Source organism: Limibacillus sp. MBR-115, from assembly GCF_040549425.1.
In the GTDB taxonomy this organism is placed as follows: domain Bacteria; phylum Pseudomonadota; class Alphaproteobacteria; order Kiloniellales; family CECT-8803; genus Limibacillus; species Limibacillus halophilus.
On sequence record NZ_JBEPTJ010000003.1, the window covers coordinates 196818 to 222957 of the forward strand.

At 56.2% G+C, this 26140-nt stretch carries 30 protein-coding genes; 18 read left to right on the forward strand and 12 right to left on the reverse strand.

The window, feature by feature from the left end; all coding sequences use genetic code 11:
• Nucleotides 1–89 precede the first annotated feature (89 nt).
• The 3 genes from ABIE63_RS07640 (at nt 90) to ABIE63_RS07650 (ending at nt 1838) form a co-directional block, all read left to right on the forward strand.
• On the forward strand, nt 90–335 hold the full coding sequence (locus ABIE63_RS07640; RefSeq protein WP_354503841.1) for a hypothetical protein: 246 nt from the start codon (nt 90–92) through the stop codon (nt 333–335).
• Nucleotides 336–567: 232 nt separating this feature from the next.
• Nucleotides 568–1179, forward strand: a complete 612-nt coding sequence (locus tag ABIE63_RS07645) for a putative 2OG-Fe(II) oxygenase (protein ID WP_354503842.1) — start codon at nt 568–570, stop codon at nt 1177–1179.
• A 77-nt stretch (nt 1180–1256) separates the two neighbouring features.
• Nucleotides 1257–1838 carry an acyloxyacyl hydrolase gene (locus tag ABIE63_RS07650; protein ID WP_183415775.1) on the forward strand — a complete coding sequence of 194 codons (582 nt, stop codon included), beginning with the start codon at nt 1257–1259 and terminating at the stop codon, nt 1836–1838.
• A gap of 5 nt (nt 1839–1843) precedes the next feature.
• On the opposite strand, the gene ABIE63_RS07655 is transcribed toward ABIE63_RS07650, so the two are convergent.
• The 4 genes from ABIE63_RS07655 to glyA all read right to left on the reverse strand — a co-directional run bounded on the left by ABIE63_RS07655 (nt 1844) and on the right by glyA (nt 4962).
• Nucleotides 1844–2473 carry a trimeric intracellular cation channel family protein gene (locus ABIE63_RS07655; protein ID WP_354503843.1) on the reverse strand — a complete coding sequence of 210 codons (630 nt, stop codon included), beginning with the start codon at nt 2471–2473 and terminating at the stop codon, nt 1844–1846.
• Nucleotides 2474–2536: 63 nt separating this feature from the next.
• Nucleotides 2537–3250, reverse strand: a complete 714-nt coding sequence (locus tag ABIE63_RS07660) for a GNAT family protein (RefSeq protein WP_354503844.1) — start codon at nt 3248–3250, stop codon at nt 2537–2539.
• Between the two features lie 95 nt (nt 3251–3345).
• The gene (locus ABIE63_RS07665) at nt 3346–3600 is read right to left on the reverse strand and encodes a hypothetical protein (protein WP_354503846.1); all 255 of its coding nucleotides are present in this window, start codon (nt 3598–3600) and stop codon (nt 3346–3348) included.
• Between the two features lie 42 nt (nt 3601–3642).
• Nucleotides 3643–4962 carry an aminotransferase class I/II-fold pyridoxal phosphate-dependent enzyme gene (glyA, locus tag ABIE63_RS07670; RefSeq protein WP_354503847.1) on the reverse strand — a complete coding sequence of 440 codons (1320 nt, stop codon included), beginning with the start codon at nt 4960–4962 and terminating at the stop codon, nt 3643–3645.
• A 197-nt stretch (nt 4963–5159) separates the two neighbouring features.
• Here glyA and ABIE63_RS07675 point away from each other — a divergent pair, with 197 nt between their 5' ends.
• The 7 genes from ABIE63_RS07675 (at nt 5160) to ABIE63_RS07705 (ending at nt 11029) form a co-directional block, all read left to right on the forward strand.
• Complete coding sequence (locus ABIE63_RS07675) at nt 5160–5897, forward strand: sulfite exporter TauE/SafE family protein (protein ID WP_354503848.1); 738 nt, start codon at nt 5160–5162, stop codon at nt 5895–5897.
• Between the two features lie 74 nt (nt 5898–5971).
• The gene (gene nthA, locus ABIE63_RS07680; RefSeq protein ID WP_354503850.1) at nt 5972–6688 is read left to right on the forward strand and encodes a nitrile hydratase subunit alpha; all 717 of its coding nucleotides are present in this window, start codon (nt 5972–5974) and stop codon (nt 6686–6688) included.
• Nucleotides 6685–7344 (forward strand): nitrile hydratase subunit beta, encoded by a 660-nt coding sequence (nthB, locus tag ABIE63_RS07685; RefSeq protein WP_354503851.1) that lies wholly within the window; start codon nt 6685–6687, stop codon nt 7342–7344. Before nthA ends, nthB begins: the two co-directional genes overlap by 4 nt.
• A complete protein-coding gene (locus ABIE63_RS07690; RefSeq protein WP_354503853.1) occupies nt 7331–7684 on the forward strand; it encodes a nitrile hydratase accessory protein in 354 nt (117 codons plus the stop codon). The genes nthB and ABIE63_RS07690 overlap by 14 nt, the downstream gene beginning before the upstream one ends.
• An 85-nt stretch (nt 7685–7769) precedes the next feature.
• On the forward strand, nt 7770–8936 hold the full coding sequence (locus ABIE63_RS07695; protein ID WP_354503855.1) for an MFS transporter: 1167 nt from the start codon (nt 7770–7772) through the stop codon (nt 8934–8936).
• On the forward strand, nt 8933–10141 hold the full coding sequence (locus ABIE63_RS07700) for an NAD(P)/FAD-dependent oxidoreductase (protein ID WP_354503857.1): 1209 nt from the start codon (nt 8933–8935) through the stop codon (nt 10139–10141). Before ABIE63_RS07695 ends, ABIE63_RS07700 begins: the two co-directional genes overlap by 4 nt.
• A 6-nt stretch (nt 10142–10147) precedes the next feature.
• On the forward strand, nt 10148–11029 hold the full coding sequence (locus tag ABIE63_RS07705; RefSeq protein WP_183415785.1) for a DMT family transporter: 882 nt from the start codon (nt 10148–10150) through the stop codon (nt 11027–11029).
• Here the strand turns inward: ABIE63_RS07705 and ABIE63_RS07710 are convergent.
• Both ABIE63_RS07710 and ABIE63_RS07715 read right to left on the reverse strand, forming a co-directional pair.
• Entirely contained in the window at nt 11004–11393 is a 390-nt protein-coding gene (locus ABIE63_RS07710) for an MAPEG family protein (RefSeq protein WP_354503858.1), read from the reverse strand. The two genes, ABIE63_RS07705 and ABIE63_RS07710, sit on opposite strands and share 26 nt — an antisense overlap.
• An 89-nt stretch (nt 11394–11482) precedes the next feature.
• Nucleotides 11483–12025 carry a hypothetical protein gene (locus tag ABIE63_RS07715; RefSeq protein WP_354503859.1) on the reverse strand — a complete coding sequence of 181 codons (543 nt, stop codon included), beginning with the start codon at nt 12023–12025 and terminating at the stop codon, nt 11483–11485.
• A 161-nt stretch (nt 12026–12186) separates the two neighbouring features.
• Here ABIE63_RS07715 and ABIE63_RS07720 point away from each other — a divergent pair, with 161 nt between their 5' ends.
• Nucleotides 12187–12618, forward strand: coding sequence for a hypothetical protein (locus ABIE63_RS07720; RefSeq protein ID WP_354503860.1), 432 nt, complete (start codon nt 12187–12189; stop codon nt 12616–12618).
• A gap of 277 nt (nt 12619–12895) precedes the next feature.
• Nucleotides 12896–14143, forward strand: a complete 1248-nt coding sequence (locus ABIE63_RS07725; protein WP_354503861.1) for a glycosyltransferase — start codon at nt 12896–12898, stop codon at nt 14141–14143.
• Between the two features lie 290 nt (nt 14144–14433).
• Here the strand turns inward: ABIE63_RS07725 and ABIE63_RS07730 are convergent, their stop codons facing one another.
• Nucleotides 14434–14673: a hypothetical protein gene (locus tag ABIE63_RS07730; RefSeq protein WP_183415790.1), complete on the reverse strand. Its 240-nt coding sequence runs from the start codon at nt 14671–14673 to the stop codon at nt 14434–14436.
• A 185-nt stretch (nt 14674–14858) separates the two neighbouring features.
• Here ABIE63_RS07730 and ABIE63_RS07735 point away from each other — a divergent pair, with 185 nt between their 5' ends.
• Nucleotides 14859–15152, forward strand: coding sequence for a hypothetical protein (locus tag ABIE63_RS07735; RefSeq protein WP_354503862.1), 294 nt, complete (start codon nt 14859–14861; stop codon nt 15150–15152).
• A gap of 48 nt (nt 15153–15200) precedes the next feature.
• Here the strand turns inward: ABIE63_RS07735 and ABIE63_RS07740 are convergent, their stop codons facing one another.
• Complete coding sequence (locus ABIE63_RS07740; RefSeq protein WP_354503863.1) at nt 15201–17603, reverse strand: PAS domain S-box protein; 2403 nt, start codon at nt 17601–17603, stop codon at nt 15201–15203.
• Between the two features lie 305 nt (nt 17604–17908).
• Here ABIE63_RS07740 and ABIE63_RS07745 point away from each other — a divergent pair, with 305 nt between their 5' ends.
• The 5 genes from ABIE63_RS07745 (at nt 17909) to ABIE63_RS07765 (ending at nt 20643) form a co-directional block, all read left to right on the forward strand.
• Complete coding sequence (locus ABIE63_RS07745) at nt 17909–18313, forward strand: hypothetical protein (RefSeq protein ID WP_354503864.1); 405 nt, start codon at nt 17909–17911, stop codon at nt 18311–18313.
• 142 nt (nt 18314–18455) lie between these two features.
• Nucleotides 18456–18725 carry a DUF6356 family protein gene (locus ABIE63_RS07750; RefSeq protein ID WP_354504231.1) on the forward strand — a complete coding sequence of 90 codons (270 nt, stop codon included), beginning with the start codon at nt 18456–18458 and terminating at the stop codon, nt 18723–18725.
• Nucleotides 18726–18800: 75 nt separating this feature from the next.
• On the forward strand, nt 18801–19394 hold the full coding sequence (locus ABIE63_RS07755; protein WP_354503865.1) for an ABC transporter ATP-binding protein: 594 nt from the start codon (nt 18801–18803) through the stop codon (nt 19392–19394).
• A complete protein-coding gene (gene fetB / locus ABIE63_RS07760; RefSeq protein ID WP_183415796.1) occupies nt 19391–20194 on the forward strand; it encodes an iron export ABC transporter permease subunit FetB in 804 nt (267 codons plus the stop codon). Before ABIE63_RS07755 ends, fetB begins: the two co-directional genes overlap by 4 nt.
• A gap of 71 nt (nt 20195–20265) precedes the next feature.
• Nucleotides 20266–20643, forward strand: a complete 378-nt coding sequence (locus ABIE63_RS07765; RefSeq protein WP_354503867.1) for a rhodanese-like domain-containing protein — start codon at nt 20266–20268, stop codon at nt 20641–20643.
• Between the two features lie 6 nt (nt 20644–20649).
• Here ABIE63_RS07765 and ABIE63_RS07770 read toward each other — a convergent pair whose 3' ends face one another.
• From ABIE63_RS07770 to ABIE63_RS07785, 4 genes are all read right to left on the reverse strand, one after another.
• Nucleotides 20650–23256 carry an ATP-binding protein gene (locus ABIE63_RS07770; RefSeq protein ID WP_354503868.1) on the reverse strand — a complete coding sequence of 869 codons (2607 nt, stop codon included), beginning with the start codon at nt 23254–23256 and terminating at the stop codon, nt 20650–20652.
• A gap of 148 nt (nt 23257–23404) precedes the next feature.
• Nucleotides 23405–23656, reverse strand: a complete 252-nt coding sequence (locus tag ABIE63_RS07775) for a hypothetical protein (RefSeq protein WP_354503870.1) — start codon at nt 23654–23656, stop codon at nt 23405–23407.
• A 219-nt stretch (nt 23657–23875) separates the two neighbouring features.
• Nucleotides 23876–25255 (reverse strand): chromate efflux transporter, encoded by a 1380-nt coding sequence (chrA, locus tag ABIE63_RS07780; RefSeq protein WP_354503872.1) that lies wholly within the window; start codon nt 25253–25255, stop codon nt 23876–23878.
• A 1-nt stretch (nt 25256) separates the two neighbouring features.
• The gene (locus tag ABIE63_RS07785) at nt 25257–26081 is read right to left on the reverse strand and encodes a chromate resistance protein ChrB domain-containing protein (protein ID WP_354503873.1); all 825 of its coding nucleotides are present in this window, start codon (nt 26079–26081) and stop codon (nt 25257–25259) included.
• Nucleotides 26082–26140 lie beyond the last annotated feature (59 nt).

Here is a 26140-nt window from a genome sequence, read left to right on the forward strand (position 1 = left end):
TGTCTATGAAGGTTACTAGGTCGATGTACGATAAGCGTCTTAATAGACCGCGAACGACCCTTAGGAGAGCCTTTTCGAAGCAGCGACAGATGCTTCGCACCGTGTATTTTTCGATTGCCGGATTGGCGCTGGCCATTTCAGTCGGCACGTACGAAACCATTGACCGATTCCAGACGGCGAGCGATCAGTCGCTGAGGGACGTGCTGGCGATTGAACCGGCAGCCGGGCCGGCCAGCAACGACAGCAAAGTCAATCTCGCGTGCCAGGAAACGTCCCCCGATCCGAATGCCAAGCCGAAGCAAGATCGTGACTGTCCCGCGGTGGCCAAGCCCTGAGCAACTGACGCCTTGCTTTCCTCGGTAACGTTAAATTCACGTAATATTACACAAACGTGATCAGCGCGGGCATTTCTTTTGTAACAAATGTTCTACATTCTGAAGAACACCACTTAACGCGGGAGTTCGTTCAGGAATGCCACTGCGCACATGGAGATCCCCCCCTCCGCGCACGCCTTTCGCCCCTAATTGGACAGTGCCTCTTTTTATCGAGGAACTTGCCGATTCAGTGGTGAACCGCGAGATTCGAAGCGTTGTCTTGTCGAAAGAACAGCAATTGCGCAACGATATAGAACCCATTCCCATTTCGGGAATTGATGATGGGCTGACGTCGCGCTGGCATGGTTTCAATATCTTTACTTGGCAAGAACCCTGCATGCGGCGGTTCCAAAAGTTCGTCAAGAACGCTTACATTAAGCTTCTGAAGGAAACCCGCGCACCGCGCACCCGCTGCTACATTCAGGGTTGGGCGAACGTCGTGCGCTCTGGTGAGCGGCTTTCTCCTCACTCCCATGATCAGTCGCCCTTCAGCTATTTGTCGGGCAACTACTGTGTCACCTCCCAGGACTCTGCGACAATCTATTACCCGCCCTATGTCTACGCAGGATCGTTGGACCCGAAGACCAGCATAGCGATCAAGAATCGCCCCGGCATGCTCACGATCTTTCCCAGCGGCATCTTTCATGAAACCTCGATCCACAAGGGTGATCAGGAAAGGATCACGCTGGCTTTCGATATCTTCCTGGAAGACGTGGACCCGCGCGGCCGCTCGGGCCATGAAGGTACGCACATCCTCTTTGATGACCCGCAAGAGCCGGTCGGTAGGAGCCTTCTACGAAACTGAAGCTGTATCTAGAGGTTGGATTCCACCACTTCGCTGCGTTACGTTGTTTTGATCTCAAAACACGGGGGGCACGAAACATGAGAAAAACATTCTGGACTGCATTAGCCATATCCGCTGTCTTGGCGTCGGGAGTGGCATCCCAGGCGCAAGCCCGAGCCCAGCAAGTATGGGGCATGGGTATCGCCGCGTCGGCGATCGCGCTTTATGGACTCATCGCCGACCAGGAACGGGACGATGGGAATTATGCAACGTTGGGCGGTGGCTGGTACGACGCGATTGACACTGTGGACGAAGCTGGCGAGGCCCATCTCGAATTCCGGCCCGGAGTTTCGATTTGGAAGCTGCAACCATTGCTGGGTGTCGGTGTCACGACCGACGGCTCCGTGATGGCGTATGCGGGCGGGCGCTTCGATGTTTTCCTGGGCGATGATCTCGTGTTGTCTCCCAGCTTGGCACCGGCGGTCTATGCAGAGGGAGACGGCAAGGATCTGGGATCGAACGTGGTCCTGCGCTTCGCCATCGACGCCCAATATAAGCTGGAAAACGATTCGCGCGTGGGATTGGGTATGTATCACATGTCCCATGGCAATGTTTTCGGCGACGATAATCCTGGCGTCGATACGCTGTTTCTCAGCTACACGATCCCCTTCGGGCGTTAATAAATTCAGCCGCTGCCTGGACGTGGCGGACGCGGTTTGAAACCCGGCAACGACAGTCCGTAAACAATGCCCCCTGCCCGAATGGCGAAAGCCATCAAGAATCCGAGCATCGCGGCAATAGTGACGCTCGTACCCAGCTCCACCAAAAGGATGTGAACCAGGGCGCCTATCGCGGCCGCGCTCGCGTAGACTTCGGACTTCAAGATCAAGGGCTTTTCGTTACAGATGACGTCGCGCAACAGACCGCCGAAAGTTGCCGTCATCACCCCCATAACCAGCGCGACAGGTGCCGCCGCCCCTGCCTTCAAGGCCAAGTGCGCGCCCATGACGGCATAGGTCGAAATGCCAACGGCATCGGCCCAGAGCACGACCACATACCGGCGCTGAATTGCGGGTGCAACAAAGTAAACGAGGAGTGCGACGGTCAGACAAACAAGGATATAGCGGGGATCGTCGACCCAAAACACCGGACGCTCGAGAAGAAGGTCACGTAGCGTACCGCCGCCAACGCCGGTAACACTCGCCATCAAGCCAAAGCCGATCAGGTCCATTTGCTGCCGAGAGGCAACCAGCGCTCCGGTCAAAGCGAAGACTGCTACCCCTAAAAGGTCGAGCCAGACCGCGTAACCACCCATCTTACCCCCCCCCGCCTAAATCCAAAGGATCAACCGCAAGGGAAGCACCGCTACCTGGTGGGATCAAGCCTCTGCCGGGAAACAGTCCGACAAGGAACGCTTCTGCTGCCCATCGGCGTCAAAATTTTCGGGCGACAGCCAGCTCTCGAAACCCCGTTTCAGGCGGGGCCATTCGCTGTCGAGGATAGCGTACCAAGCCGTGTCTCGGTTTCGCTGTTTGTAGATCGTTGCCTGCCTGAAAATACCCTCGAACCGGAAGCCCAAACGCTCGGCCGCACGCCTTGAGCCCTTATTCAGTGAATCACATTTCCACTCGTATCGGCGGTACCCCAGCTCATCGAAAACGCGGGCCATCATAAGGTACATGGCCTCAGTCGCCGCGGCGCGGCGCTGCAAACGGGGTGAGAAGTTGATGTGCCCAACCTCTATGACACCGACCGCCGGGGTGATTCTCAGGTAACTGGCAACCCCGATTGGCTTGCCGTCGGCCGCGTCTATAATCGTATGGAATAATGGGTCCTCGCCCGAAGCGTGACTTTCAATCCAGGCGCGAAACTCGGATAAGCTCGCGAACGGTCCGTAAGGAAGGTAGGTCCAAATACGGTTTTCCTTGTCCTCACAGAACGCATCATAGAGCCCGGCGGCGTGACGGCCCGCGGACAGGCGTTCCAGTTTGCAGAATCGGCCGTCCATAATGGCCTCGCCGGGCGGCGCGGCTCTGGGCTTCCAGCCCGGCAGGGCCTCTCCGATCTCCTGACCCAGTTCATTTTGTGGCATTACCGTCTCCATGCTGCACCGCTGTGCAACTTGCCCCTCCGCGGGGTCCTGGGAAAAGAGCCAATCCGATAGAATTTATCGGGCCACTAACGCACTCAATCTCGCGTTCGGAACCGCCAGATGAAGTAACCGGCAACACCGATTGCCAGGAGTTCGACCGCGACCAAGCCAAAATCCACACGGTGATTAGCCGGAATCTCGAACAGGAATGCGTAGGTAACAGGTGCTTCCGGAACCATCCCCGAGTCCTGGACCAAGCGAACAGGTGGAAAGAGAATCGCCAGCACGCCAAAGACCGCCGACAAGCGTTCCACAGATTTTTTCCTAAGAATTGGGTCCTTCTTACGCAATCCGGTTCTCCTGACTTGGCGGCATATTGGAACGCTCTCTCCTCAACGAATGTAGTGCAGGCTGGAAAAACGCCTACGGAACGCCATAGTTTGCTCGGCCAGCACTTCGGGGTGATCACTGCGCAACGCCGCCGCCAGAAGTTTCGCCAGTTCCGGGGCGTCCTTTGGCGTCATGCCCCAACGAACCACTTCCGGCGTTCCGAATCGCAGGCCATTCATGTCGCCAGGAACCGGCGCCAGGGGCAATCCTATACCGCAGGTCAGGAAGTTGGCCCGCCGCAAGTGTTTTGCCGCCGCCTGACCGCCACCGAAGGACGCTGCCTCCAACGCAAACTGATGCGATTCCGTCGCCCCTTTCTTGGCTGCAAATACCGGCAAACCCTCTGCAAGACAGGATCGCGCAAGGGCTTGAGCCATGTCGCGCATGGCGGACGAGTAAGCTTTTCCATGGTCACGCCAGTCCAAGAGCGTGAATGCCAGCGCGGCAGACTTGGCCGCATCGAAATTCGCGGTAAGACCGGGGAAAGCAATCGCATCCAGGCGTTGAGCCAGTTCAGCGTCGTTGGACACAATTAGGCCGCCGGCTGGACCACCAAGGCTCTTGTATGTGCTCATGGTCATCAAGTGGGCGCCTTGATGCAGAGGGTTCGGCCAAGCGCCTCCGGCGATCATCCCACAGAGATGTGCCGCATCGAAAAGCACGTAAGCCCCGACTTCATCGGCAATAGCCCGCACCTTGGCGACCGGATGCGGGAAAAGGTTGAGGCTAGCGCCTATGGTAATCAGCTTGGGCCGCAGCGCCAGCGTTTGGGCCCTCAGCGCCTCGATATCCAAACTGTAGCCATCCGCATCGACGGGGGCATTGTGAATGTCCAGCCCGTACAAACCAGCCGCACCGGCCTTTTGGTGAGTCACGTGCCCACCAATAGCGGGCGGCGGGACGATGATGCTATCACCGGGTTTTGTGGTCGCCATGAAAGCATAGAGATTGCCAAGTGCGCCGGAAGGCACACGAATTTCCGCGTAAGGTGCCTGAAAAATCTCGGCCGCAAGTGCTGCGGCTATCACCTCAATCTTTTCGATAGCCTCCAAGCCCATTTCATACTTGTCGCCCGGATAGCCTAAAGATGGGCGTGAGCCGAGTCCCTCCGCCAGCACGGCTTCGGCTCTTGGATTCATCACGTTCGTTGCCGGATTTAGATTGATGCACTCGGCTTCATGGATACGCCTGTTCTCCGCGATCAAGCTATCCAGTCGCGCTGCCAATGCGTCGCTTTGCTCCGCCGCCGTTTGGCTAGCGATATCGGCAATGTAGTCCTCACAGGCTTGCGGCACCCAAGCCCGCCGCGCCAGTTCCGTCATGTCTTCGCTCCTGTTCGAAAGCAACGTTTGATTCACCGTCCGGCAAAGGGTCGATGAATAAGGAATCAAAATCTCAACTTCCGGCAGCGCCCCTTGCAAAGGAGCATTGCAACAAAGGCACCTGTTTTGCAAATGCTCCATCGCCCATAGTGGTCGGGATCAAGGATTCGAAAACCCGATGTTCGGTAGGGCCAACAATGGAATTTGAGAATTTTCTCATCATTACCGTGATCTTCCTGCTCGCTGGGCTTGTCAAAGGGGTCGTTGGCCTTGGTTTGCCTACCGTTTCCATCGCTGCCTTGACAGCGACGCTGGGCTTGCCGACCGCAATGGCTGTCGTACTTCTCCCCTCTTTCATAACCAACCTCTGGCAAGCTGTGGCAGGAGGCGCGCTACGGGAAGTGCTTAAGCGACTTTGGCCTTTGTTTCTGGCCGTCGTGTTAACGACCTGGCTGGGCGTCAGTGTGCTTGCGGTCAGCGATGAGGCGATCCTCTCGGCGCTGCTGGCCTTGATCGTCATCCTCTATTCCGCCACGAGCCTCATGGGCTTACAGGCACCAAGGCCCGGCGGGGCGGAGGGTTGGTTGTCACCGCTGGTCGGTTGTATCAACGGCATTCTTACCGGCTTGACCGGGTCCTTCATATTTCCAGGTGTTCTATACTTGCAGGCGCTCGGCTTGCCGCGCGACATTTTGGTCCAGGCCATGGGCATGCTGTTTCTGGTATCGACTCTTGCCTTGGCCGGCTCACTCGGCGGTCATGGATTGATGACGCAGGAGCTGGGCTTGCAATCCTTGTGGAGTGTCGTTCCCGCACTCGTTGGCATGTTTGGCGGACAAAAGCTCCGTAAGCGCTTGTCCGAAGCCCACTTCCGCAAAATCCTGTTCTGGGCCCTGCTGCTACTGGGCGGGTACATTCTTTACCGCTCCTTATAGAGGATCGCCGCCGCTGACAGCGCGGCAATTTGGGATTAGGCTTTTCGGCAAATCTTGAGACAAAGAGGTCTTTTATGGACGACCACAAAGAGCGGGAGCATAGCCACAACGGGCACGGGCACGGGCATGGGCACGGGCACGGGCATGGGCATGGGCATGGGCATGGGCACGACGAGCATGATGCGCCTCATTCCCATTTGCCCTCGGACCCGGCGCTAAGAGTGAAGGCGCTGGAAACGCTGCTCGTCGACAAGGGGCTTGTGGACCCGGCGGCGCTTGACGCCTTGATTGAGACTTACGAACACAAGATCGGGCCAAGAAACGGCGCCAAGGTAGTGGCAAAAGCCTGGTGCGATCCAGACTTCAAGGCTTGGTTGCTGAGGGATGCAACCGCCGCCATCGCCAGCCTAGGCTTCACCGGCCGCCAGGGCGAGCATATGGTGGCCGTGGAGAACAGCGCAGCGCTACACAACATGGTCGTCTGCACGCTCTGTTCCTGTTACCCCTGGTCGGTCTTGGGAATTCCGCCCGTCTGGTACAAGTCCGAAGCTTACCGTTCACGCGCCGTGATCGATCCGCGCGGTGTGCTTAGCGAGTTTGGTGTTACCTTGCCGGAAACAGCCGCAGTGAAGGTCTGGGATTCAACGGCCGAGGTCCGCTATCTCGTGATCCCCCAACGCCCGGCGGGTACCGACGGTCTGAACGAGGATCAGTTGGCCGAACTCGTCACCCGTAACTCCATGATCGGTACGGAGCTATTGTCCGCTGTTTCAGGAAGCGAGCAACCATGAACAACATCCATGACATGGGCGGAATGCAGGGCTTTGGTGCCATCCCCATTGAGGAGAATGAACCGGTTTTCCACAGTGAATGGGAGGCAAAGGCCATGGCGATTACCGTCGCGATGGGTGCTTGGGGGCGCTGGAACATCGACGCTTCGCGGCATGCCCGAGAGCGCCTGGCGCCGCAGGAATACCTGAACCTAACCTACTACGAGCGCTGGATTGCAGCGCTTGCGGACCTGATGGTGGATCGAGGCTTGGTAACAGTCAGCGAGCTGCAAAGCGGCAAACCCGATGGCGGTGCGACGACTGCTCAACCGCCGTTGACCGCCGACAAGGTCGCGGCGGTGCTAACCCGCGGTGGTCCGGTGCTTAGGGAAATCGACACAGCCCCCCGTTTCAAAATTGGCGATTCAGTCAGGACCGCAAGAGACAACCCGGACGGCCATACGCGGCTGCCGCGCTATGCAAGAGGAAGACAGGGCGTCATTACGCTTCATCATGGCGCCCATGTGTTCCCGGACAGCAACGCCAAAGGGCTTGGCGAAGCGCCGCAGCATCTTTACGCCGTTACTTTCAATGCCACGGAGCTGTGGGGTCGGCATGCGAGCGCCAAGGATTCGGTGACCCTGGACGCATGGGAGAGCTATCTTGAGCCAGCCTGAGAGCCTAACCTCGTCTGACGTGCCTTCCTCGTCAGATATGCCAGTCTTTGTCGAACCCTGGCATGCGCAGGTTTTCGCACTCGCCGTCAGGCTTTCGGAGCAAGGGCATTTCACCTGGCCCGAATGGGCCGCAACTTTTAGTGAAGAACTTGCCCGGGCTTCTGCTGCCGGGGCTCCGAAAGACGGATCGGCCTATTACGACGTCTGGCTGACCGCGTTGGAAACGATGCTGCTGGATCGGAACCTGGCCACGCCCAAGCAACTGAGCGATCTCAAGCAAGCCTGGACCGATGCTTATCTCAGCACGCCTCACGGAGCGCCCGTGCATCTGAAGCGTTGATTGCGCCGCCGCCGCTATGCCTGTCACCCCTGCCCCGCATTTTCGCTTCCGGCCCCGGAAATTCGGGCAAAAAGCCATTTGGCAGTTGGCCTTTGCCGAGACGATTGTCTGGGCGGGGTTCTATTATCTTTTTCCAGCCCTGCTCCCCCGCTGGGAACAGGACTTTGGCTGGGCCAAGACCGATATCACCATCGCAATGACCCTGGCCTTGGTGGTCTCTGCCTTGGCAACACCTTACGCCGGAAGTCTGATAGATAGGGGATACGGACGCACCCTGTTGGTCGGTTGCGCCGCCTTCGGCAGCCTACTCGTCGCCAGCCTGACTTTGGTTTCGACGCCGTTGCAGTTTTACGGCCTTTGGCTCTTGATCGGGCTCATGATGGGCGGGTCGCTTTACGACCCTTGCTTTAGTTTCTTGACCAGGACCTATGGCGGCGGCGCGCGCCAGGCCATCACCTTGGTTGCTCTAGTCGCGGGCTTCGCCGGGACTTTGTCGTTCTCGCTCTCAAATATTCTCGCCGAGCCATTTGGCTGGCGCGTCAGCGCACTGACCTTCGCTGTGTTGCTCCTCTTGGTTGCGGCCCCGCTGTTCTGGCTAGGCACTAGGCCCGGAAACACAAATTCCGAGGCAACCGAAACAGAGACACCCGATAGCCAAAAGGCCGGACGACGGATGGCCCGCAGCAAAGCCTTCCGCAACCCGGTTTTCTGGTTTCTTGCAACTGCGTTCTCTCTCATCTACCTGAACCACGGAATGATGATCACCCACTTCTTGCCAATGCTGGATGAACGCGGTGTGTCGCTGGAGATCGCGGTTGTCGCTATATCATTCATCGGTCCACTGCAGGTCGCCGGGCGCGTGGTCATGGTCATGGTGGAAAAGAGAGTTTCGACGCGGGCGATTTGCACCACAGCGTTTGCGTCGATGGTATTGGCATCCGCCGCCCTGTTTGCAGCGCATTGGAGCCTGCTGCTGTTACCTCTATTTGTTCTTTTCCAAGGCGCCAGTATCGGCGTTATGAGTATACTCCGACCCGTTGTTACGGCGGAATATCTCGGTCGCGCGCACTTCGGTACCGTGTACGGTGTCCTTGCAATGCCGGTGACCGCAAGCTTCGCATTTGCACCTTGGCTAGGTGCCATCATCTGGACTTTCGGAGGATACGATAGCCTATTGTTCGCTACGGCGATCATGGCCTTGGCAGCACTTTTGTTCTTCGTCCTTGCAGCGACCCACCGGCAGAGTGCATGAAAGCCACTATGGAGCGTTTCGATGCCATCGTACTTGGAGCGGGCGCGGCTGGGTTGATGTGTGCCATGACCGCGGCTCAGCGCGGCCGGCGCGTGTTGCTACTGGAACGCGCGAACCAGGTTGGCAAGAAGATCCTGATTTCCGGTGGCGGTCGCTGCAACTTCACGAATTTGGATGTTCGCCCGGAACGGTTTCTTTCAGGTAATCCGCATTTCTGCAAATCCGCACTTAGCCGCTACCGACAACAAGACTTCATAGCCTTGGTCGAACAGCATGGCATTGCCTACCACGAGAAAACTCTTGGTCAGTTGTTTTGTGACGGCTCGGCACGTCAAATCGTCGATCTATTGCTGACGGGTTGCGCCAAAGGTGGCGTGACCCTGCGCTTGAACCAAGACGTGCAGGAAATATCCAAGCCCGATGATTTTCATGTCGTCGCGAATGGAAGTCTCGCCGCAGCGCCAGCGCTGGTTGTTGCGACCGGTGGCCCCTCGATCCCCAAAATGGGAGCAACCGGTTTTGCTTATCGTTTGGCGGAACAATTTGGTGTTTCCCTCGTGCCGCCGCGCCCGGCATTAGTGCCTTTGACAGTTGAGAGCGCAGGCATTGGGTTAGAAGATCCCGGGTCACTGGCGGGACTGTCGCTGGACTGCGTGGCTCGGTTCGGGAAGGCCAAATTTCGTGAGGCCATGCTGTTCACGCATCGCGGCCTATCTGGACCTGCGATTCTCCAGATCTCATCTTATTGGCAGCCCGGCAATGAAATTCACCTTGATCTGCTGCCGGATATCGATGCGGCGGCCTACTTGAAAGCACGCAAGCAGGAACGGCCAAAAAGCGAAGCCCGTAGTGTATTATCCGAGATTTTCCCAAATCGCCTCGCTCAAACGATCGCGCTGCGTCATCTGCCCGAAGGCAGCCTTGCAAACCTGCCGGACCGTAGTTTGGAAAGCCTTGGCGCGCGCCTCAAGAACTGGCCCGTCCAACCCACCGGAAGCGAAGGTTACGCAAAAGCCGAAGTTACAGCTGGCGGCATCGACTGCAGGGAGCTCTCTTCAAAAACCTTCGAGACACGCAAGGTGCCAGGGCTCTATTTCATTGGCGAGGCATTGGACGTAACCGGATGGCTAGGCGGCTACAATTTCCAGTGGGCTTGGTCCAGCGCTTGGTGTTGCGGCCAAGCGCTAACGACCCATGAAGGGTGACAAACGTTGGATCAGAAAAATTTACAGACAACACATGCGAAGGGGTTTGCGCTGACCCTTTTCGGCGTTCTCATCCTAACCCCCGATGCGTTGCTGATCCGCCTCATCGACATAGATCCCTTCTCCATGGTGGTCTGGCGTGGTTTCCTGATGTCCGGCACCCTGATGACTGTCTTCATCATCCACCGAAAGGGCCGTGTTCTAGCCGAATTCAGGGCTCTGGGCCGCTACGGCCTGGCTGTTGCGCTCTTTTATGCAGCGAATGCCTTCTGCTTCATCTTAGCATTGCACCTGACGTCCGTGGCCAACACCTTGGTGATAATATCGGCAGACACGCTCCTGGCTGCGCTGCTGTCCATTATTTTTCTCCACGAACGTGTCGCCACCCCAACTTGGTGCGCCATTCTCGCCGGCATTGCAGGTGTCGTCATCGTGGTTGGCGGCGGACTGGGCGACGGCACATTGCTAGGCGATTTCTTTGCGCTGATGACCGCCCTGCTGTTGGCTGGGACTTTCGTCCTAATCCGCATGCGCCCGGACCTCAACATGATTCCGGCAACGGCGCTGGGCGGATTCCTCGCCGCCATGGTGGCGTTACCCTTTGCTTCACCCTTTGCCGTAAACGGCACTCAGTTAGGAATGATCCTGGTATTGGGAATGTTTGTCCTGCCGGTTGCGTTTGGCCTTATCACGCTGGGGCCGCGCAGCATACCCGCACCGGAGGTTGCTCTGCTGCTATTGCTCGAAACCGTGCTCGGCCCCTTTTGGGTTTGGTGGGGCATTGGCGAAACGCCCCCGACCGCGACCTTCATTGGAGGCGCCGTGATTCTATCAGCCGTCGGTCTGCACGCGCTTTGGCGGCTCAGAAAACGACCTGCAGGAATATGACCAACAATGCCACGCAACCAACCGCAAAGCTTATTGTGCGGGTAAAGGGGATGTTCGACACATAGGCCGGGTAATGGGCCAGCCGAGCCAGGAAATACACCACCGATGCCGCCGCCGTGGTTTCATCCGCCGTTCCACTGACATGCGCGATTAGAACCAAGGTGGCAAAGGGCGCCAAGTTCTCAATGGCATTGTAGTGGGCTTTTTTGGCCCGTGCCGCCCAATCAGGCAGCGGCGTTCCATCTGCTGTATAGGTCAAGGCTGGCAGCAGTCCGACGTTAACAATGTGGGCTAGAATGTAGGGAAGCCATAAAAGCGCCGTTAGCCCAGCCACCAGAGCCAACATAAACAGATCGGTTGTCATCTCCCTTCTCCCCAGAAAGAATACTTTAGCGCTATCAGCATTTCACAGGACGAAGACCCTGTAAATCCAGGCTCTGATACGCCGCCCAATCAATGTAGGGTCAAATTCAAGGGCGCACCCTTGCTAGGATTTGGAACGCCCAAGTCACCTCCAAAACCTTCTCCAACCTCACTTGAAACGGCTGACGCAATTTCGGCCCCCAAGCGCAGCGTTTCATCGATCGCACCGGCCTCCACGATTCCGGAAACCGCAGACAGCAGCGCTGCGTTACGGGGCCGCAGCATAATATCGATCAGCAGACGTTCGTCGCTCGTAACCCGCCCGCAGCACGGTCTATTGAACGCCAAGGTACGGCGGGCATCGACCGCTATCGCCCTGACGAACGATTCCACACCGGAAAGAACTCGGCGCGCGGCCGATGCCGAAACCTGCCGGCAGAGCAACGTCCATGCCGCTTGCCAGTAATGCGGATTCCTCGTCTCCCAACCGGTCAACCAGCGACGGAGGACATCCAGCAGCAATTGCTCTCTTTCGGTTAGCAAGGCGTAACTATCGCTTTCATCGTGAACTCGACGCAGTCCCTTGGGCACCACACACGCTCCCTTCTTGTGTTCGTTGTTCCTAGCGGTCACGGGATCAATAGCTATCCTAATTGCGAATGATTCGCAATCGTAATTTAAGCCCTATCCGATGGATAAAGCGAGGATTTCACGTCGATCGTTCATCAAGATGGTTGCGGCCTTGTCAGGCGTATGGAAGGCTGACGGTCCACGAGGTGCGGAGGATTGAAGGTATGAAAATCAGAGCGGTGCATGTCAAACAGGCATTGGACGAGCTACCGGTTCTAAAAGGGCGTACCCCACAGACGACGGCGTCGGAAGCCGACCCCTCCTTCGCAACCCTAGCAACGTTCGGCAAGAACGGCGGCGTTTTCGTAGGCAGCTTCGAAGGCCGCAGTGCCTGGGAGCGGCATAGCCTTGGCGATGAACTTGTACAAGTCGTCGCGGGCAGCACGCGTTTGACCATCCTGGCAGACGGCCAACAACAAATCTTCGAAATGAAGGCAGGTATGGTTACGGTCGTGCCACAAGGATGCTGGCACCGCTTCGACGCCCCAGAGGGAGTATCGGTGTTAACTGTTACGCCTCAACCGACGGATCATTCGGCCGACGACCCGGTTCTATCCGGAAACGTTGCTACTGATTTTCCTCAAACAACCAAATAGCCTACGAGTACAGCCAAAACGATTGCCGCAACCGCCGCAAGACCATACTTATTCTTCATATCGAGATCGGACCAGAACCGCAGAAAGTTCATCATTATTCCCCTGAATAGAACACAACCATCGAAATTTCCCCACACGATGCCCGGGAATTATAGCAGGTATAGCGGCCCAACGCGAACGGGCCCAAAGGCTAAACCAAATTCGGCTGGACGGGCACAAGAACGCTTCAGCGGCACCGCAGAATTCATCGATAAACGCGACGAGGAGACATGGGGCAGTGCCGCGAATATTCCTAAGCTGTTGGGGTACATTAGGCGAGGTACTGCCTTTTGCCGGTTTTGCACGTGATCTCACCACCGCGGGGCACGAGGTATTTGTGGCCGGGCCGGAAAACCTAAGGGTGATTTTTGACGGAACCGCCACAGGGTATTGCGCACTGCCACCCGGTCCCCGTGAAATGCAGGTCACGGTCGATACCGTCCGTCATCTCTTTAATCCCACGCTGAGTTGGGAAAGGTTGCTGTCCCAGGTAATCGACCCTTACTGCGAGGCGCAGTTCCATGAAGCAGGCCGGTTTATTCAGAAAAGCGGTGTCGATGTCGCATTTTGCAGTTGGATCACGCCGGGGGCGTCTCTAGCGGCCGAAGCCTCCGGAACACCGACGATTCGTTGCCATCTCTACCCGCAGTCGCTTTTCCAGAAAAGCGACCTTCCATTGTTCAGCCGCTGGTGTCGCGCGATGACCGGTAGCCGACCAAAAATTACCGATAGAATCGAAACAAGGCGTGCGATCGTGCAGCACTTCTCCAGACTGACGCCAAGGCTGAATAATCTGGCTGCGTCCTGCGGTCTGGCGCCGGAGACCAGCGGCATGTTTGCCGTGGACCGAGAGGAAAGCCATCAGCTAGCACTTTTCCCAGCCGCGCTTTTGCGAAAGGCGGAACCTGGCTGTCTCCATCTCCAACACGCAGCACGACAAAAGCTTGGCGAGTTGCCGGCGCAACTGACGCGCTTCCTGGCGTCGGGCCCTGCTCCAATTTTGGTGGCGCTGGGATCCGTGATCCCAATTGCACGACCAGACTTGCTAGACCTTGTTGCCCGCGCTTGTCAGAAGATCGGTGAGCGGGCAATTCTTCACCACGGACCATTCAATCAGCCTATCGTACAACGTGGGCCAAACCTGATTTCAGTTTCAACCCTACCGCCCCCTTGGCTCCTGCCACGGGTAAAGGCAGTCGTGCATCACGGCGGTATGGGTAGCTTGCGGGAAACCCTGGGCGAAGGTCTAGCCTCCGTAAGCCTGCCGCAAGGTTTCGACCAATTGGATAACGCCAAACGATTGGAGGAACTGGCTTTGGGAACATGGGTGGCGCCTTCACGACAAAACAGCGAGACCATTGGCCGCGCCCTTGTCCGGGCATTGCATCAAGAGGCGGAAACCCATGCGGCCAAGCAGTGGAACAAAAACGCCCTTACCAAGCGAGATCTTACTGCAAGCTCCGTCATCTCCACTTTGGGGCTTTGATCTTCTGTTGGCCCCTTCGTTGGTCCATCGCTCCGAAAGGTTCGGCAAAAAAACTAAGCCCCGCCAAGGGGTCCTGGCGGGGCTACGAATGGTCAGGCGGAAACATGGTTAACCTCCTTTCCGCGGGATCTCTTGCTCTTTCGCTTCGGTGACCTGCACCGATGAGCAGTGCTCCCCTCGTAAGCGGGAGCTATAGCGATACTACGCGAGTGATGGCCGGGCAGCAAAGACAACAAGGGCAGCAGCGTTTACGCTTTCACCGCACCAGACGTTCGGCAACTCCTGCCCGGTCAGTCGAGGCAGGCAAATGTAACCGTACCGTCGGGTACGCCGTCTTCAACCATCTGGGCGCTTTTGTCATAGGCAGAGCAATAAGCGTGAGCTTGTCTATAGATTTCACTGACGTTCCCCAACATCACGCCATGATAAGTTGCAGTCTGCGTGCCTGCATCAAGGGAACTCACCCTTATACCGCCAGCGTTGCAACCCGCCACCAAGCCGGCAACGACAACGCTTGCGGCAAATCTCATCCTGAGCCGCCTGTCACTTCGTTCCACCGGATACCTCCCCAACGCATCGACCCGATCTTGTAAGCATATACCGAATAGATCGTAAATAAAGCCGCCTAAACGCATAAGGGGTTTATCTTTGCCAAGTGACTATCAAGCGATAAACTGTCCTGTAACACTCCATCCGATGATGGTGGGAGGGAAACATGATCAGATTGATCGCCAGTGCGGCAATCACGATTAACAACATCCTGTTCATTATATTTTTAGCGCTTTTGGGTTTTCGCGCTTACAACGTCTTGGCGGCCGTCATGGGGACGCCCGAGCAACAAGGTGAACTTCCCAATGTACTTGCCAAGCTCTGGCAAGCTTTCAGTGATCAAGACATACCGCTCGTCCTCGGTGGGCTGATCGCAACCGGTGGCGTCTCCTTGCTAGGGGCGATGTGGCTTGAATTCCGCGAGGCGCGTGGACTTTCTACAAAACCTCGGAGTTCATAGCCGGCAATCGAAGTGATGTGGAAGTTTGGGTCGTTCCGGTAACAGCGATCACTCGGCCATCACGCGGTCCAAGGCTTCCAGCAATTGGTTTGTCCGATAGGGCTTTGATAAAAGCCTGTATCCATGACTGTCGATCTGCGAGTGGGGAAACCCCGAGGTCAGGAGGATTCGCATTTTCGGATTGATCTTCAGCGCTTCATCGGCCAACCCCACGCCGTCCAATCCCCCAGGCATTACAACATCACTGAACAAAAGATCGAACGCGCTGTCCCGCTTCAGTATTTCAAGTCCCCCTAGGCCGTCGGCCGCTTCGACGACTACGTAGCCCAATCGCTTCAGCTGCAATACCGCGGCCTGCCGAACAACATCATTGTCCTCGACGACGAGGACTCTCGCGCCACGCAATGAAGGCTCTAAGCTTTGGCGCACCCGCTTGGGTGTGGCCTCCATGGCCCCACTATGCTTTCTGAAATACAGGCGGAAAGTCGTTCCCCGACCAATCTCACTGTAGACGCTTACCTTACCCTTTGACTGCGCCATAAACCCGAAAACCATCGACAACCCCAGGCCAGATCCTTTGCCGACCTCTTTCGTGGTAAAAAACGGCTCGAATATGCGCGTGCGCACCGCTTCAGCCATTCCTTCTCCATCATCCGAAACTTCCAGGACAAAATAGGATCCCGGTGCCAGGTCATGCATATCGAAGGGCGTCAGGTCATTGTTTGTTTCTTCGACAGAATCACCGTCGTCATCTATTTCGGCTTCATCGACGGCAAAACGAAGATGCCCTCCACTAGGCATTGCATCACGCGCATTGAGCGCAAGGTTGATGATGGCGCTGTCAAGTTGTGCGGGGTCTACGAAGATCTGCGCCTCGGGAACATGACTTTCAAACGAGATGGCTACCTGTTCGCCTAAAGTCCTGCGCATGAGCGGCAGCAATGATTCGACAAAAGTGATCAATTGCACCGGCATTGGCGACAGGGGTTGCTGCCTTGAAAACGCAAGCAGCTGGCGGGTCAGCTCGGAACCTCGCCAAACCGCGTTGAAAGCCTGGCCCAGCATCGCTTCACGTTCGGCGCTGTCACAGCTTGGGTCTGCAATGGCATCAAGCGAGGCATTTATGGCTTGCAACAGATTGTTAAAGTCGTGCGCCACGCCGCCAGTAAGTTGCCCGACGGCCTCCAGTCGCTGTGACCTGCTGACCTGCGCTTCCGCACGCACCCACTCTGTGACATCCCGGCCGGTGCAAAACAATGTCTGATCTTCATCGGACCAGAGCGCCGACCACAGCATGTTCTTGATCTCACCGTCCTTGGTGACATTCCGATTGCTCAACGAGACCAAACCACCTTCTTCGATGGCGCTCGCTATTGCCTCAAAGGTTCGGTCCTTATCCTCTGGATGCACCAGCAATACCGAACTGGTGCCAATAAGATCGGTCGGGGAGTAACCCCACATGCTGGTCGCGCGTTCGCTCACTTCCAGGAAAGTACCTGACCTGTCGATCCTGCAAACGACATCTGGTGATGTCTCGACGATTCTGCGATATCGCCCCTCGCTTTCCCGAAGCTTCTCGCGTGTCATGCGCTCATCGGTAACGTCGATCACCAAGGTCAAGAGACGTGACCAGTCCTTGCGTGCGGAGGGCGGCAGGAACGCTCTTGAATCAACCAACGCCCGGGATCCATCGAATGCTTCGACCCGTCCTTCGTGATGAAAGGATGTAGCGCCCCCGGCAAGCGCCAGAAGAACCTTCAGAAAATACTGGCGTTCAAACTCGGAAATCTTGTGGCTACGCATGTTATCGATGACGGCTTCTTTGCTGTCCGCCTTGAAAAGGCCAAGTGTCGCTCGGCTGATATCCACCACTTCTGTCGCGTCAATCAGTTGCGAGACAACTTCCGGATGTTCGATGAGGTAAGCCCGAAGGTCGGTTACACCCTCTTCCACCAAGCGGTCGACAATGGCTTTAGCGTCCGACCAGTCTTCAACCCAGACTGAAATCGGAACCTCCTCGAAAACGTCACGGTAGCGTTCTTCTGTTTTTCGGAGCCGCTCGTATATTCGCGCACGTTCTGCCTCGAGATCCTTCTGCTCCGTTACGTCCCGGGCAATGACTACTCGGGCCGGACGACCAAATCCTTCTATGGCATGTGAATTGATCTCGACAAATATAATGCCGCCATCTGCAACTACGTGCCGCCAGACACCAGACTGTTGCAGGCCTGGGTCTACGCCACGTACGACACGCTCCAGATTTGGGATATCGTCCTTAGGACGAATATCCTTGATCGTCATCGCTAAAAATTCTTCCTGGGAATATCCATAATGCGCGATCGCGGCGGAATTGACCGCCAGAAACGCCATCGTTTCTTGATCATACACCCACATGGGATCGGGGTGAGCCTCGAACATCCTGCGATAAAGAGGGTCGCGATGATCAGCCATGGAATAGCATGACACCTTCTTCATTCATTCGGAGATTGTCTGTTCTTGCGAGTGAAACGCAGATACCGTCCGCAGGCAATATTGTGTCGCCCTTTGTCGCCATAAATTGAACTGACTTCAAATTCACTAAATTTAATCTCATCTCCCTATCGATTAGCACAACCAACACTAGCAACAAACCCCTTCATCGATCCAAACACATAACCGCAATGTGTATTGCCTTATGTGCGCCCCGCTGTGGTCACAATTTTACAAGAAGCTACAGTCAATTAATTTTCTACTGAAATCTAACCGGAGGAACGAAGATGCACGACCGTCACCACGCTTCAGTCCGCCAAGCCGCCGCTGCGCTTTTTGCACCGCTCTTCGTCAGCCTGCTCCTGTCCTCACCGGTCGAAGCGCGCAAAATGGCATTGCCGCAAGAAGAAATCGTCAACGTCAATGTGAACTTCAATTCTCAATCGCCGATATCCGACCTGTCGGAGGAAGCAATTACCAAGGTCCGCAACGAGGCCAGCCGCGTTCTTTACGAGATGGCAAAAAAGGAATGCGCCTTAATGCTGGAGGTTATCGCCGACACCTGCAAACTCACTAACTTGAACGTTTCCACCCAGGTTCAGAACTACAACAACCAAGCGCCGATGCAGATTTACATCAACTCCAGCGCTAACTTCGCCATCACCTTGAAAAGGGAACCGGCAAACGAATGAATGATCCAACCTAGAAGTAAGCAAAAGGCGAAACACCCAATGAACAATAGGGTTGCACCGCCATCCCGTTCAGCCTACCCAGAGGTCACTTTAAAACCAAAGTGATTTCCCGGAAAATATTAGATTGAAACTACCCTCGTTCATGATTGACCACCTAAGACATGAACGTCCGGATCGACCACAAACCTATTATAGGCACGGTGTCTTCGCCTTCACGAACTCATGGAAATTACTCCTGGCCGGTGTTGCAGGCGTGGTGCACGCAATCTTCCCCTGGTGGTTCAAGTTCTACTCCGCAGAACAGGTTGTGCGGACGTTCGCAAAGGTTGCTAACTCGGGTCGTCATGACGACCTGCTAGAGCGCTACGGCCTGCAACAGCACAAAACAACTGCGGACGCTGATATCCCTTGATGGCCCGTCACTCAGGCTTTGATTACCATACGAACTCCTGCCAAGATTTCCGCATCCGGCAGGAAAGCAAAGCGCATGCTTCATCTCAGGTCCCTAAAGACGCGCAACCTTGGCCCGCTTGATCTGGAGCTGGCTTCCGGCGAGTGTGTGTCGCTGCAAGGACCATCGGGAAGCGGAAAGAGTCTGCTGCTACGGGCAATAGCCGACCTGGATCCCAGTGAGGGCGACATCCTTCTGGACGGACGATCTCGCAGTCAGGTTCCTGCACCGCAGTGGCGGCGGAAAATCGGTTATGTTCCAGCGGAACCGGGATGGTGGGCCTCTCGGGTGGATCAGCACTTCGAAGCTTGGCACAGGGCATCGGAGAATTTACGGACACTCAGCATTCCAAGCGATTGTGGTTCATGGCCGATCAGCCGCCTTTCGACCGGCGAACGGCAGCGTCTGGGCTTGATTCGCGCACTCTCCACAGGCCCCCAGGTTATACTCCTCGACGAGCCCACAGCGGCGCTTGATCCGGAAACAACGGAAGCTGTTGAAGCAATCATCACAGAGCGCTGCCGAACGGATGGCCTCGCCGCCATTTGGGTTACTCACCGTGAGGATCAGGCCCGGCGCGTCGCCAAAAGGCATTTCAGGATCATTGGGAACGGGATAGTGCAGGCATGACCGGCTATGTGCATCTCGATTTCGTCGATCTCGCCCTGGCTGCGATTCTTTTGTTCTTCAACGGTGCCTTGTCGTTGGTGCTACAGCTACGGTTGGAGCGCCAGCTTGCGATCTCCGCTGTTCGGATGATTGTTCAGCTGATGGCGATCGGGTTCGTATTGCGCGCGCTTTTCTCAACCGTTTCGCCTTGGCTCACCGCCTTGGCAGCTTTGGTGATGGTTCTTTTTGCCGGGCGGGAGATCATGGCACGGCAGGAGCGCCGACTGACCGGTTGGTGGTCCTATGGTCTGGGTGTGTCCTGCATGGCCACCGCCGCCTTTGCGGTGACCGTTTTCGCCCTCCTCACACAGATTGAAACCGATCCTTGGTATCATCCGCGCTTTGCCATTCCGATCCTGGGAATGGTCATGGGCAACACCATGACAGGGATTGCCTTGGGCCTAGACCGCCTGACCAGCTCAGCAGCCCGCGAACGAACGGCGATAGAAGCTCAGCTCTGCCTTGGGGCCACCCGGTTTCAAGCCATGCTTCCCTTTACGAGACAAGCTGTACGAAGCGCGCTCATGCCGACAATAAATGCAATGGCGGCTACCGGCCTGGTCTCCTTGCCGGGAATGATGACGGGGCAAATTCTTTCGGGTGTCGATCCTGTTGAAGCCACAAAGTATCAGCTCCTTGTTATGTTTCTTATATCTGGGGGTACCTCGCTGGGTGCCGTGGCGGCCGTCATAGCGGGAACGCTGCGCATAACCGACAGCAGGCATCGATTGAGGTTGGATCGGATGACTACAGGACCCTAGGTGCATTCTTTCGAATCCGTGGAAGAGTGCGAACGCAAGACTTCATAGCCATATCGTTTAGGAGTATGACAATGCCAGGTTCAGTTAAGGAATTGCTCGCAGCGGCTAATGCGGCAGTAACACGCATAACGCCTGAAGAAGCCACCACGCTTGTCGCAGAACAAAATGCACTGGTGGTCGACGTTCGCGATGCCCCGGAAGTTCAATCCACCGGCAAGGTTCAAGGGGCGCTCAATGTCTCGCGCGGGATGCTTGAGTTCAGAGCCGACCCTGCCTCTCCCTACCATAACGAGGCCTTCGATCCGAACCGCCCGGTCATTCTTTATTGCGCTTCTGGAGGCCGCTCCGCCCTGGCTGGAAAGACTCTGATCGATATGGGGTATAAATCAGTCTACAACCTTGGCGCTTTCAAGGATTGGGCCGAAAGCGGTGGCGGCGTCGAACCGTGATCGGATTCATCCCTTTATGGTGTCGTGGACTGCCTTTGCCAGTTCACGGCGCCTATAGGGCTTGGATAATAGAGAATAGCTGTGGTTCGGACGTTCTGAATTCGGGAACCCCGAGGTAAGTAGAATTTTTATATGCGGATAATTCTGCTGGACGGAATCGGCCAAGGCCACGCCATCCACTTTTCCAGGCATCACAACGTCACTGAATATCAGCGAAAAATCCTGATCGTTCTTCAATACATCTAGAGCTTCCGCGCCGTTGCCCACCTCAACAACAGCATACCCCAAGGATTCAAACTGACGCTTTACAGTGCTGCGCACCATATCATTGTCTTCGACCACAAGAAGCCGCACACCATTTGCGGTTGGCACGGGAATCTCCAGATTATCATCCGCCGTCGCAACAGCCGGGGCCTCATGCGCCTTGAAGTAAAGCCGGAACGTCGAACCCCGACCGGGTTCGCTATAGACCGTAATTTTCCCATTCGACTGGGCCATGAAACCAAAAACCATTGGCAGCCCCAGGCCTGAACCCTTTCCCAATCCTTTGGTGGTGAAGAAGGGTTCGAAGATACGAGCCTGCGTTTCCTCCGACATGCCCTCACCATCGTCGGAGACCTCCAACACACAGTAAGCGCCGTGCTCGAGGCCCTCCATGGCGTACAGCGAGCCATCGATGCTGCTCTCTTCATCTTCTTCGATTTGTTTAAACTTTACGCTGAACGCGAGATGCCCGCCGTTGGGCATGGCGTCCCGTGCATTGAGCGCCAAATTCATGACTGCGCTATCAAGCTGTGCCCGGTCGACGTTGATAAAGGTATGCTCATTCGGCATGGCCGAGAACGTGATCTCGATTCTTTCGCCCAGCGTCCTTTTTAACAAAGGCAGGAGCTTTGCAACGAAGGTATCAAGTTCCACGACGGAAGGCTGCAGTGGTTGCTGCCTGGAGAAAGCCAAGAGCTGCCGGGTCAGGTCAGAACCGTGCGAGACGGCTTCCAGAGCCTGTTGGATCATTTCAGTGCGTTCTTCCTCGGGCAAATCTGGTGAATCCAGGATATCCAAAGAGGAACTGACTACTTGCAAAAGGTTGTTGAAATCATGGGCGACGCCGCCGGTAAGTTGGCCAACAGCCTCTAGTTTCTGCGCTTGACGGAGCTGCGCTTCCGCCGTGACCCGATCACTGATGTCCCGAACCGTCGCGACTAGTCGGGACGGGTTGCCGCGGTCATCGCGCGCCACCACGACTGTATCCTCGACATGAGCATAAGTCTGATCCGCACGGCGCAAACGGTAAAAGAACTCCCTGCGCCGCAACGGGCCGCTCAAAAACGCTTCCAGGCTCTGTTCGTACGCTGGAAGGTCAGCCGGGTGGATCAGCTCCCGGTACCAAGTTGCCGCCTTCCCCACCTCTTCCATCTGGTAACCGAAAATCAAGGTGATGCCGGCGCTCCACACTTCCTCGCCTGTCTGAACGTTGCGGTCCCAAATTACGACCGGCGAGGCCTGCTCAACCATGGCGTTACGCTGTTCGCGGTCGGATAAGCGCTCAGCCATCTGGTTGAACGCCGTTGCCAATTCCCCAATTTCTCCGCCTTGCCTAACCCTAGACCGCTGCTTGAGGTCATTCAGGCCAAAATTTCGTGCATCTTGCGCCAGGTCTCGCAACGGGCGCGAGATCATGCGGCTGAAGAACAGCGCCGCCACCGTGCCGATTAGTATTGAGGCCAAGAAAGCAATTGCCCCGCGCCACACTTCGCTGTTGGCATCGGCGAAAGCAACGTTGTTGGGAATTCCAACGTAAACCACCCAAGGTGCAGCACGCATCGGGCTGTAGGCGCCAAGCCGTTGAATACCATCGGCCGAAGGGCCGTCGGTAATCCCGGAAACTCTTTGTATGGCACGGATTACGCCCGGCAAATGCGACAGATCTCTGCTGATCCAGTCCTCCGGATCGTGATTTCGGGTCACGACGTGACCATGCTGATCCAACACCGTGACCAGCGCAGAGCGAGGAACCCCACTCAAAGCCACCAGACTGTTGAGTTCCTTCAACCGGGTCGAGATGGACAACACCCCTCGAACGTCGCCCATAGAATCCAACAGCGCCATTCCGACAGTCAGCGTCCATTCGCCCGTCGAGCGGGAGATCTTCGGCTCGCCGAATCCTATGGACTTGGCATCCACTGCATTGACGAGGTAGTCCCGATCACCGACATCGATCTCGAAGCCGGAAGAAGACCCCAAAGGCGCTCCATCCGGCGCATTCAGCTTTATATTGTTTACATAGGCGGGAAGATCACGCTTTACCCGGAAGAATAGTCGCTCGTTCTTGTTGATATCCGTGGCATCGAATGAAACGGAATGGCCCACGACATTCATGACCGTGATCAGATTCTCCAGATAATCATCGATCAACGCACCGACGTTCCCGGCATGATTCAAGGCCATCCGCTGTGCTACGTCGTAATCTTCGCTGACTCGTTGGGCGGCCCCAAAAACTAACAAGACCATCAAGGGAAAGCTGGCGGCGACCGCAACCAGGAAGAGCCGCATCTTGATGCCCAGCCCTTCAATCACGTGGCAACGTCCCTCGCCATCTGCGGATTGACCCAAAAAGATCGCACTGCCTCAATTCTCCCTTGTCCCCATTATCGATGTAGCACTCGACGCTATGCAAGCAATCTTACACTCGATAGACGAGCTTGCCGATTGTTGTTCGCCTTGTTCGTGAAATTCTCTCGGCAAAGAATGGGGAGCGATTTCATCGAGAGGACGTAAACTCATTTACATCCAGGGAGAAGTATTTGCCGTCCGTGCAAACCACGTTGCCCTTCTCATTAGCGTGGTAGGAGACGGCTTCCAAGTCTGCCGCGTTGGAGATGATATTAACGATCAAACCGGAATCGGTGGTGCCGAAGACGCGTACCCGTAGTTCCGGCTTGCGAACGAATGTGTTGCGGCTCTCGTCGAAAATGAAAGTGTATCCGCTGGCGCGAATAGCAGTGTCCTGCACGGATTGCACCTCGCCAATGAAATGGCGGCGCACTTCTTGCGGAAAGTGCCTGCGGGTAATGATATAAACTTTATCTCCTACATTTAGAATTTTTGACAAACCTTTGTTCTTTCAAAAATTTTTAACTTCGTCACAACGAAGAATAGTAGGCATTATTTAAAAATTCATAAACAAGTATACGACAACTCCCGATCTGAAGCCTGCTGATAGAACTGTCCTTCACAGGCCGATGACTACAGCCTTCCAGATCACGCCGGCGAGCGAACAGAAGGCCAAGGTAGTGAACATGCCTGCTTTCAAGCGAAATACCAGCCCTACCGCACAGAGCACCAGCACCAAAGCTGCTGAATCGAGCGAACTCCAGACTGGTAAATCCAGTGAAATACCCATGCCCGACCAAGGACGAACCGATGTGAAGACCAAGTGAAGCGCAAACCAAATCGATAGGTTGAGTATCACGCCGGTCACGGCAGCGGTAATCGCCGAAAGACCGCCGGACAGGGCACGATTTTCGCGGAGCGACTCGATGAAGGGAGCCCCCAGGAATATCCAAAGAAAGCAGGGCACGAATGTGACCCAGGTCGTCAAAATCGCCCCCAGTAAGCCGGCCAGCAGCGGATCCAGCGTGCCTGCGTTCCGGTTGGCTGCAAGAAAGCCGACGAACTGAACGACCTGTATCAAGGGGCCGGGCGTGGTCTCCGCCATACCCAGACCATCCAGCATTTCACCAGGAGCCAGCCAGCCATGATGCTGAACCGCTTCCTGGGCCACGTATGCCAGCACAGCATAGGCACCGCCGAAAGTCAGAACGGCGAGTTGGCTGAAAAAGACCGATATTTGACTGAAAACATTGGACTCTCCCCATTGAATGTTCAGCCACAAGACTGGAGCAAGCCACAACAACAGAAAGATCGACGCTACTTTCATTGACCAGGAAAGGCTGGGTCTCGCGTGAGCTGGTGTCCCCTCCCCCAACGCTGAATCGGCTTCCGCCAGGGCTCCCTTGCCGTTCTCACCATGCCCCTTGCCCGGGCGGAACCAAGCGAGTCCCGCCCGTGTGCCAAGGAAACCAATCGCGGCCGCCACCAGAATGATGATCGGAAAAGGAACATCGTAGAAGAAGATTGCGACAAACGCGGCAGCAGCAAGCCAAACCGAGGCGGCGCTGCTGAGGGATCGCCTGCCGATTCGTATTACCGCTTGGATGACAATGGCCAGCACTGCCGCCTTCAACCCAAAGAACAAGCCGGCAATCACAGCGAGATCGCCGACCAGGACATAGAGGTAACTCAAGGCCAGAATCGACAGGAACCCCGGCAGCACAAAAAGCGTGCCTGCGACAAGCCCCCCACGGGTCTTGTGCAGCAGCCAGCCCAGGTAAACAGCAAGCTGCTGGGCCTCGGGGCCCGGTAGCAACATGCAATAGTTGAGCGCATGCAAAAACCGGGCCTCGCCCACCCAACGCTTTTCTTCGACCAGAATACGGTGCATCGCGCCGATTTGCCCCGCCGGGCCGCCAAAACTCAGCAATGCAACACGCACCCATACCCGCAGCGCCTGGGAAAATGTGATCCCGTGAACCTCCAATGAATTCTGCATATCAGCGACTCCGACTGGCACTGGGCCACCCATGAGATTCTTCCATCGCCTCCTGGCACCAGCGGAATAGGGCGTCGTACAGCTTCAATCCAGCTTCCAGTTGCTCAAGATCATCCTGATAGAGCCGAGACAAACCGAGTGAGAGGGCTAATAGGCCGGCAGCTTCGGGTGCCAGATCGGGTCTACCCGTGTCCGCGCCCCGGACGATCACGGCGAGACTATCCAATGCCGGGATTTGCAGTGCGAAACCGGCCAACATCGCATCGAAGGTGCAGGAAGCGCCTTTGTGGGTCCAAAGAAGGTCATCGCCTTCGATATCAAAGGGCGTGGCATGGAACCTGTCTGCAACCGCCAACACATCCTCGGACGGCACGAACAGGAAAACTGCATCCGGGTCTACAAACCGACGAAGCAGCCACGGACAGGCAATCCGATCAACCTTTGGACGGGCCCGGGTGACCCAAACGGTCGGACTGCCATTGTTATGGGGCGGTAGCATCGCGTGTGGAACCATCGGCAATCCAAGTGAAGCCCAAGCGAGCGCTCCACCTTCTAGAGCAACCGCATCAACGCCGCGCACGCGTAGCCAGGCTGCGGTTCCCTGGCTCAGCTTTTGCCCCTTCTGGCAAACGATCACGACCGACTGGCCCTGGAACTCGACGCCCCAATCTGAAACGGATTGAAATGGCCGCCTTCTCGAGCCCGGGATCAAACGAGGGTCGCCTTCGAAGTCTTCATCGATCCGAACGTCGATCACACGTGGGCAATCGGGACGGCCGATCATTGCGAACAGAGTTTCACATGGAATAGAAAGTTGAGACGGCATGCTGCGTTCTCCCCAAATACAAAAGGAACGAACGCGATACTTGGGCACCTCGCCTCTTG

Bases quoted from the DNA above. Each gene is read 5' to 3' on its own strand.
- ABIE63_RS07640 (WP_354503841.1), top strand. From the start codon at position 90: ATGCTTCGCACCGTGTATTTTTCGATTGCCGGATTGGCGCTGGCCATT.
- ABIE63_RS07750 (WP_354504231.1), top strand. From the start codon at position 18,456: ATGATTGACCACCTAAGACATGAACGTCCGGATCGACCACAAACCTAT.
- ABIE63_RS07655 (WP_354503843.1), bottom strand. From the start codon at position 2,473: ATGGGTGGTTACGCGGTCTGGCTCGACCTTTTAGGGGTAGCAGTCTTC.
- ABIE63_RS07650 (WP_183415775.1), top strand. From the start codon at position 1,257: ATGAGAAAAACATTCTGGACTGCATTAGCCATATCCGCTGTCTTGGCG.
- nthB (WP_354503851.1), top strand. From the start codon at position 6,685: ATGAACAACATCCATGACATGGGCGGAATGCAGGGCTTTGGTGCCATC.
- ABIE63_RS07730 (WP_183415790.1), bottom strand. From the start codon at position 14,673: ATGAGATTTGCCGCAAGCGTTGTCGTTGCCGGCTTGGTGGCGGGTTGC.
- ABIE63_RS07765 (WP_354503867.1), top strand. From the start codon at position 20,266: ATGCCAGGTTCAGTTAAGGAATTGCTCGCAGCGGCTAATGCGGCAGTA.
- fetB (WP_183415796.1), top strand. From the start codon at position 19,391: ATGACCGGCTATGTGCATCTCGATTTCGTCGATCTCGCCCTGGCTGCG.
- chrA (WP_354503872.1), bottom strand. From the start codon at position 25,255: ATGCAGAATTCATTGGAGGTTCACGGGATCACATTTTCCCAGGCGCTG.
- ABIE63_RS07755 (WP_354503865.1), top strand. From the start codon at position 18,801: ATGCTTCATCTCAGGTCCCTAAAGACGCGCAACCTTGGCCCGCTTGAT.
- ABIE63_RS07785 (WP_354503873.1), bottom strand. From the start codon at position 26,081: ATGCCGTCTCAACTTTCTATTCCATGTGAAACTCTGTTCGCAATGATC.
- ABIE63_RS07700 (WP_354503857.1), top strand. From the start codon at position 8,933: ATGAAAGCCACTATGGAGCGTTTCGATGCCATCGTACTTGGAGCGGGC.
- ABIE63_RS07660 (WP_354503844.1), bottom strand. From the start codon at position 3,250: ATGCCACAAAATGAACTGGGTCAGGAGATCGGAGAGGCCCTGCCGGGC.
- ABIE63_RS07675 (WP_354503848.1), top strand. From the start codon at position 5,160: ATGGAATTTGAGAATTTTCTCATCATTACCGTGATCTTCCTGCTCGCT.
- nthA (WP_354503850.1), top strand. From the start codon at position 5,972: ATGGACGACCACAAAGAGCGGGAGCATAGCCACAACGGGCACGGGCAC.
- ABIE63_RS07735 (WP_354503862.1), top strand. From the start codon at position 14,859: ATGATCAGATTGATCGCCAGTGCGGCAATCACGATTAACAACATCCTG.
- glyA (WP_354503847.1), bottom strand. From the start codon at position 4,962: ATGACGGAACTGGCGCGGCGGGCTTGGGTGCCGCAAGCCTGTGAGGAC.
- ABIE63_RS07710 (WP_354503858.1), bottom strand. From the start codon at position 11,393: ATGACAACCGATCTGTTTATGTTGGCTCTGGTGGCTGGGCTAACGGCG.
- ABIE63_RS07720 (WP_354503860.1), top strand. From the start codon at position 12,187: ATGAAAATCAGAGCGGTGCATGTCAAACAGGCATTGGACGAGCTACCG.
- ABIE63_RS07745 (WP_354503864.1), top strand. From the start codon at position 17,909: ATGCACGACCGTCACCACGCTTCAGTCCGCCAAGCCGCCGCTGCGCTT.
- ABIE63_RS07740 (WP_354503863.1), bottom strand. From the start codon at position 17,603: ATGGCTGATCATCGCGACCCTCTTTATCGCAGGATGTTCGAGGCTCAC.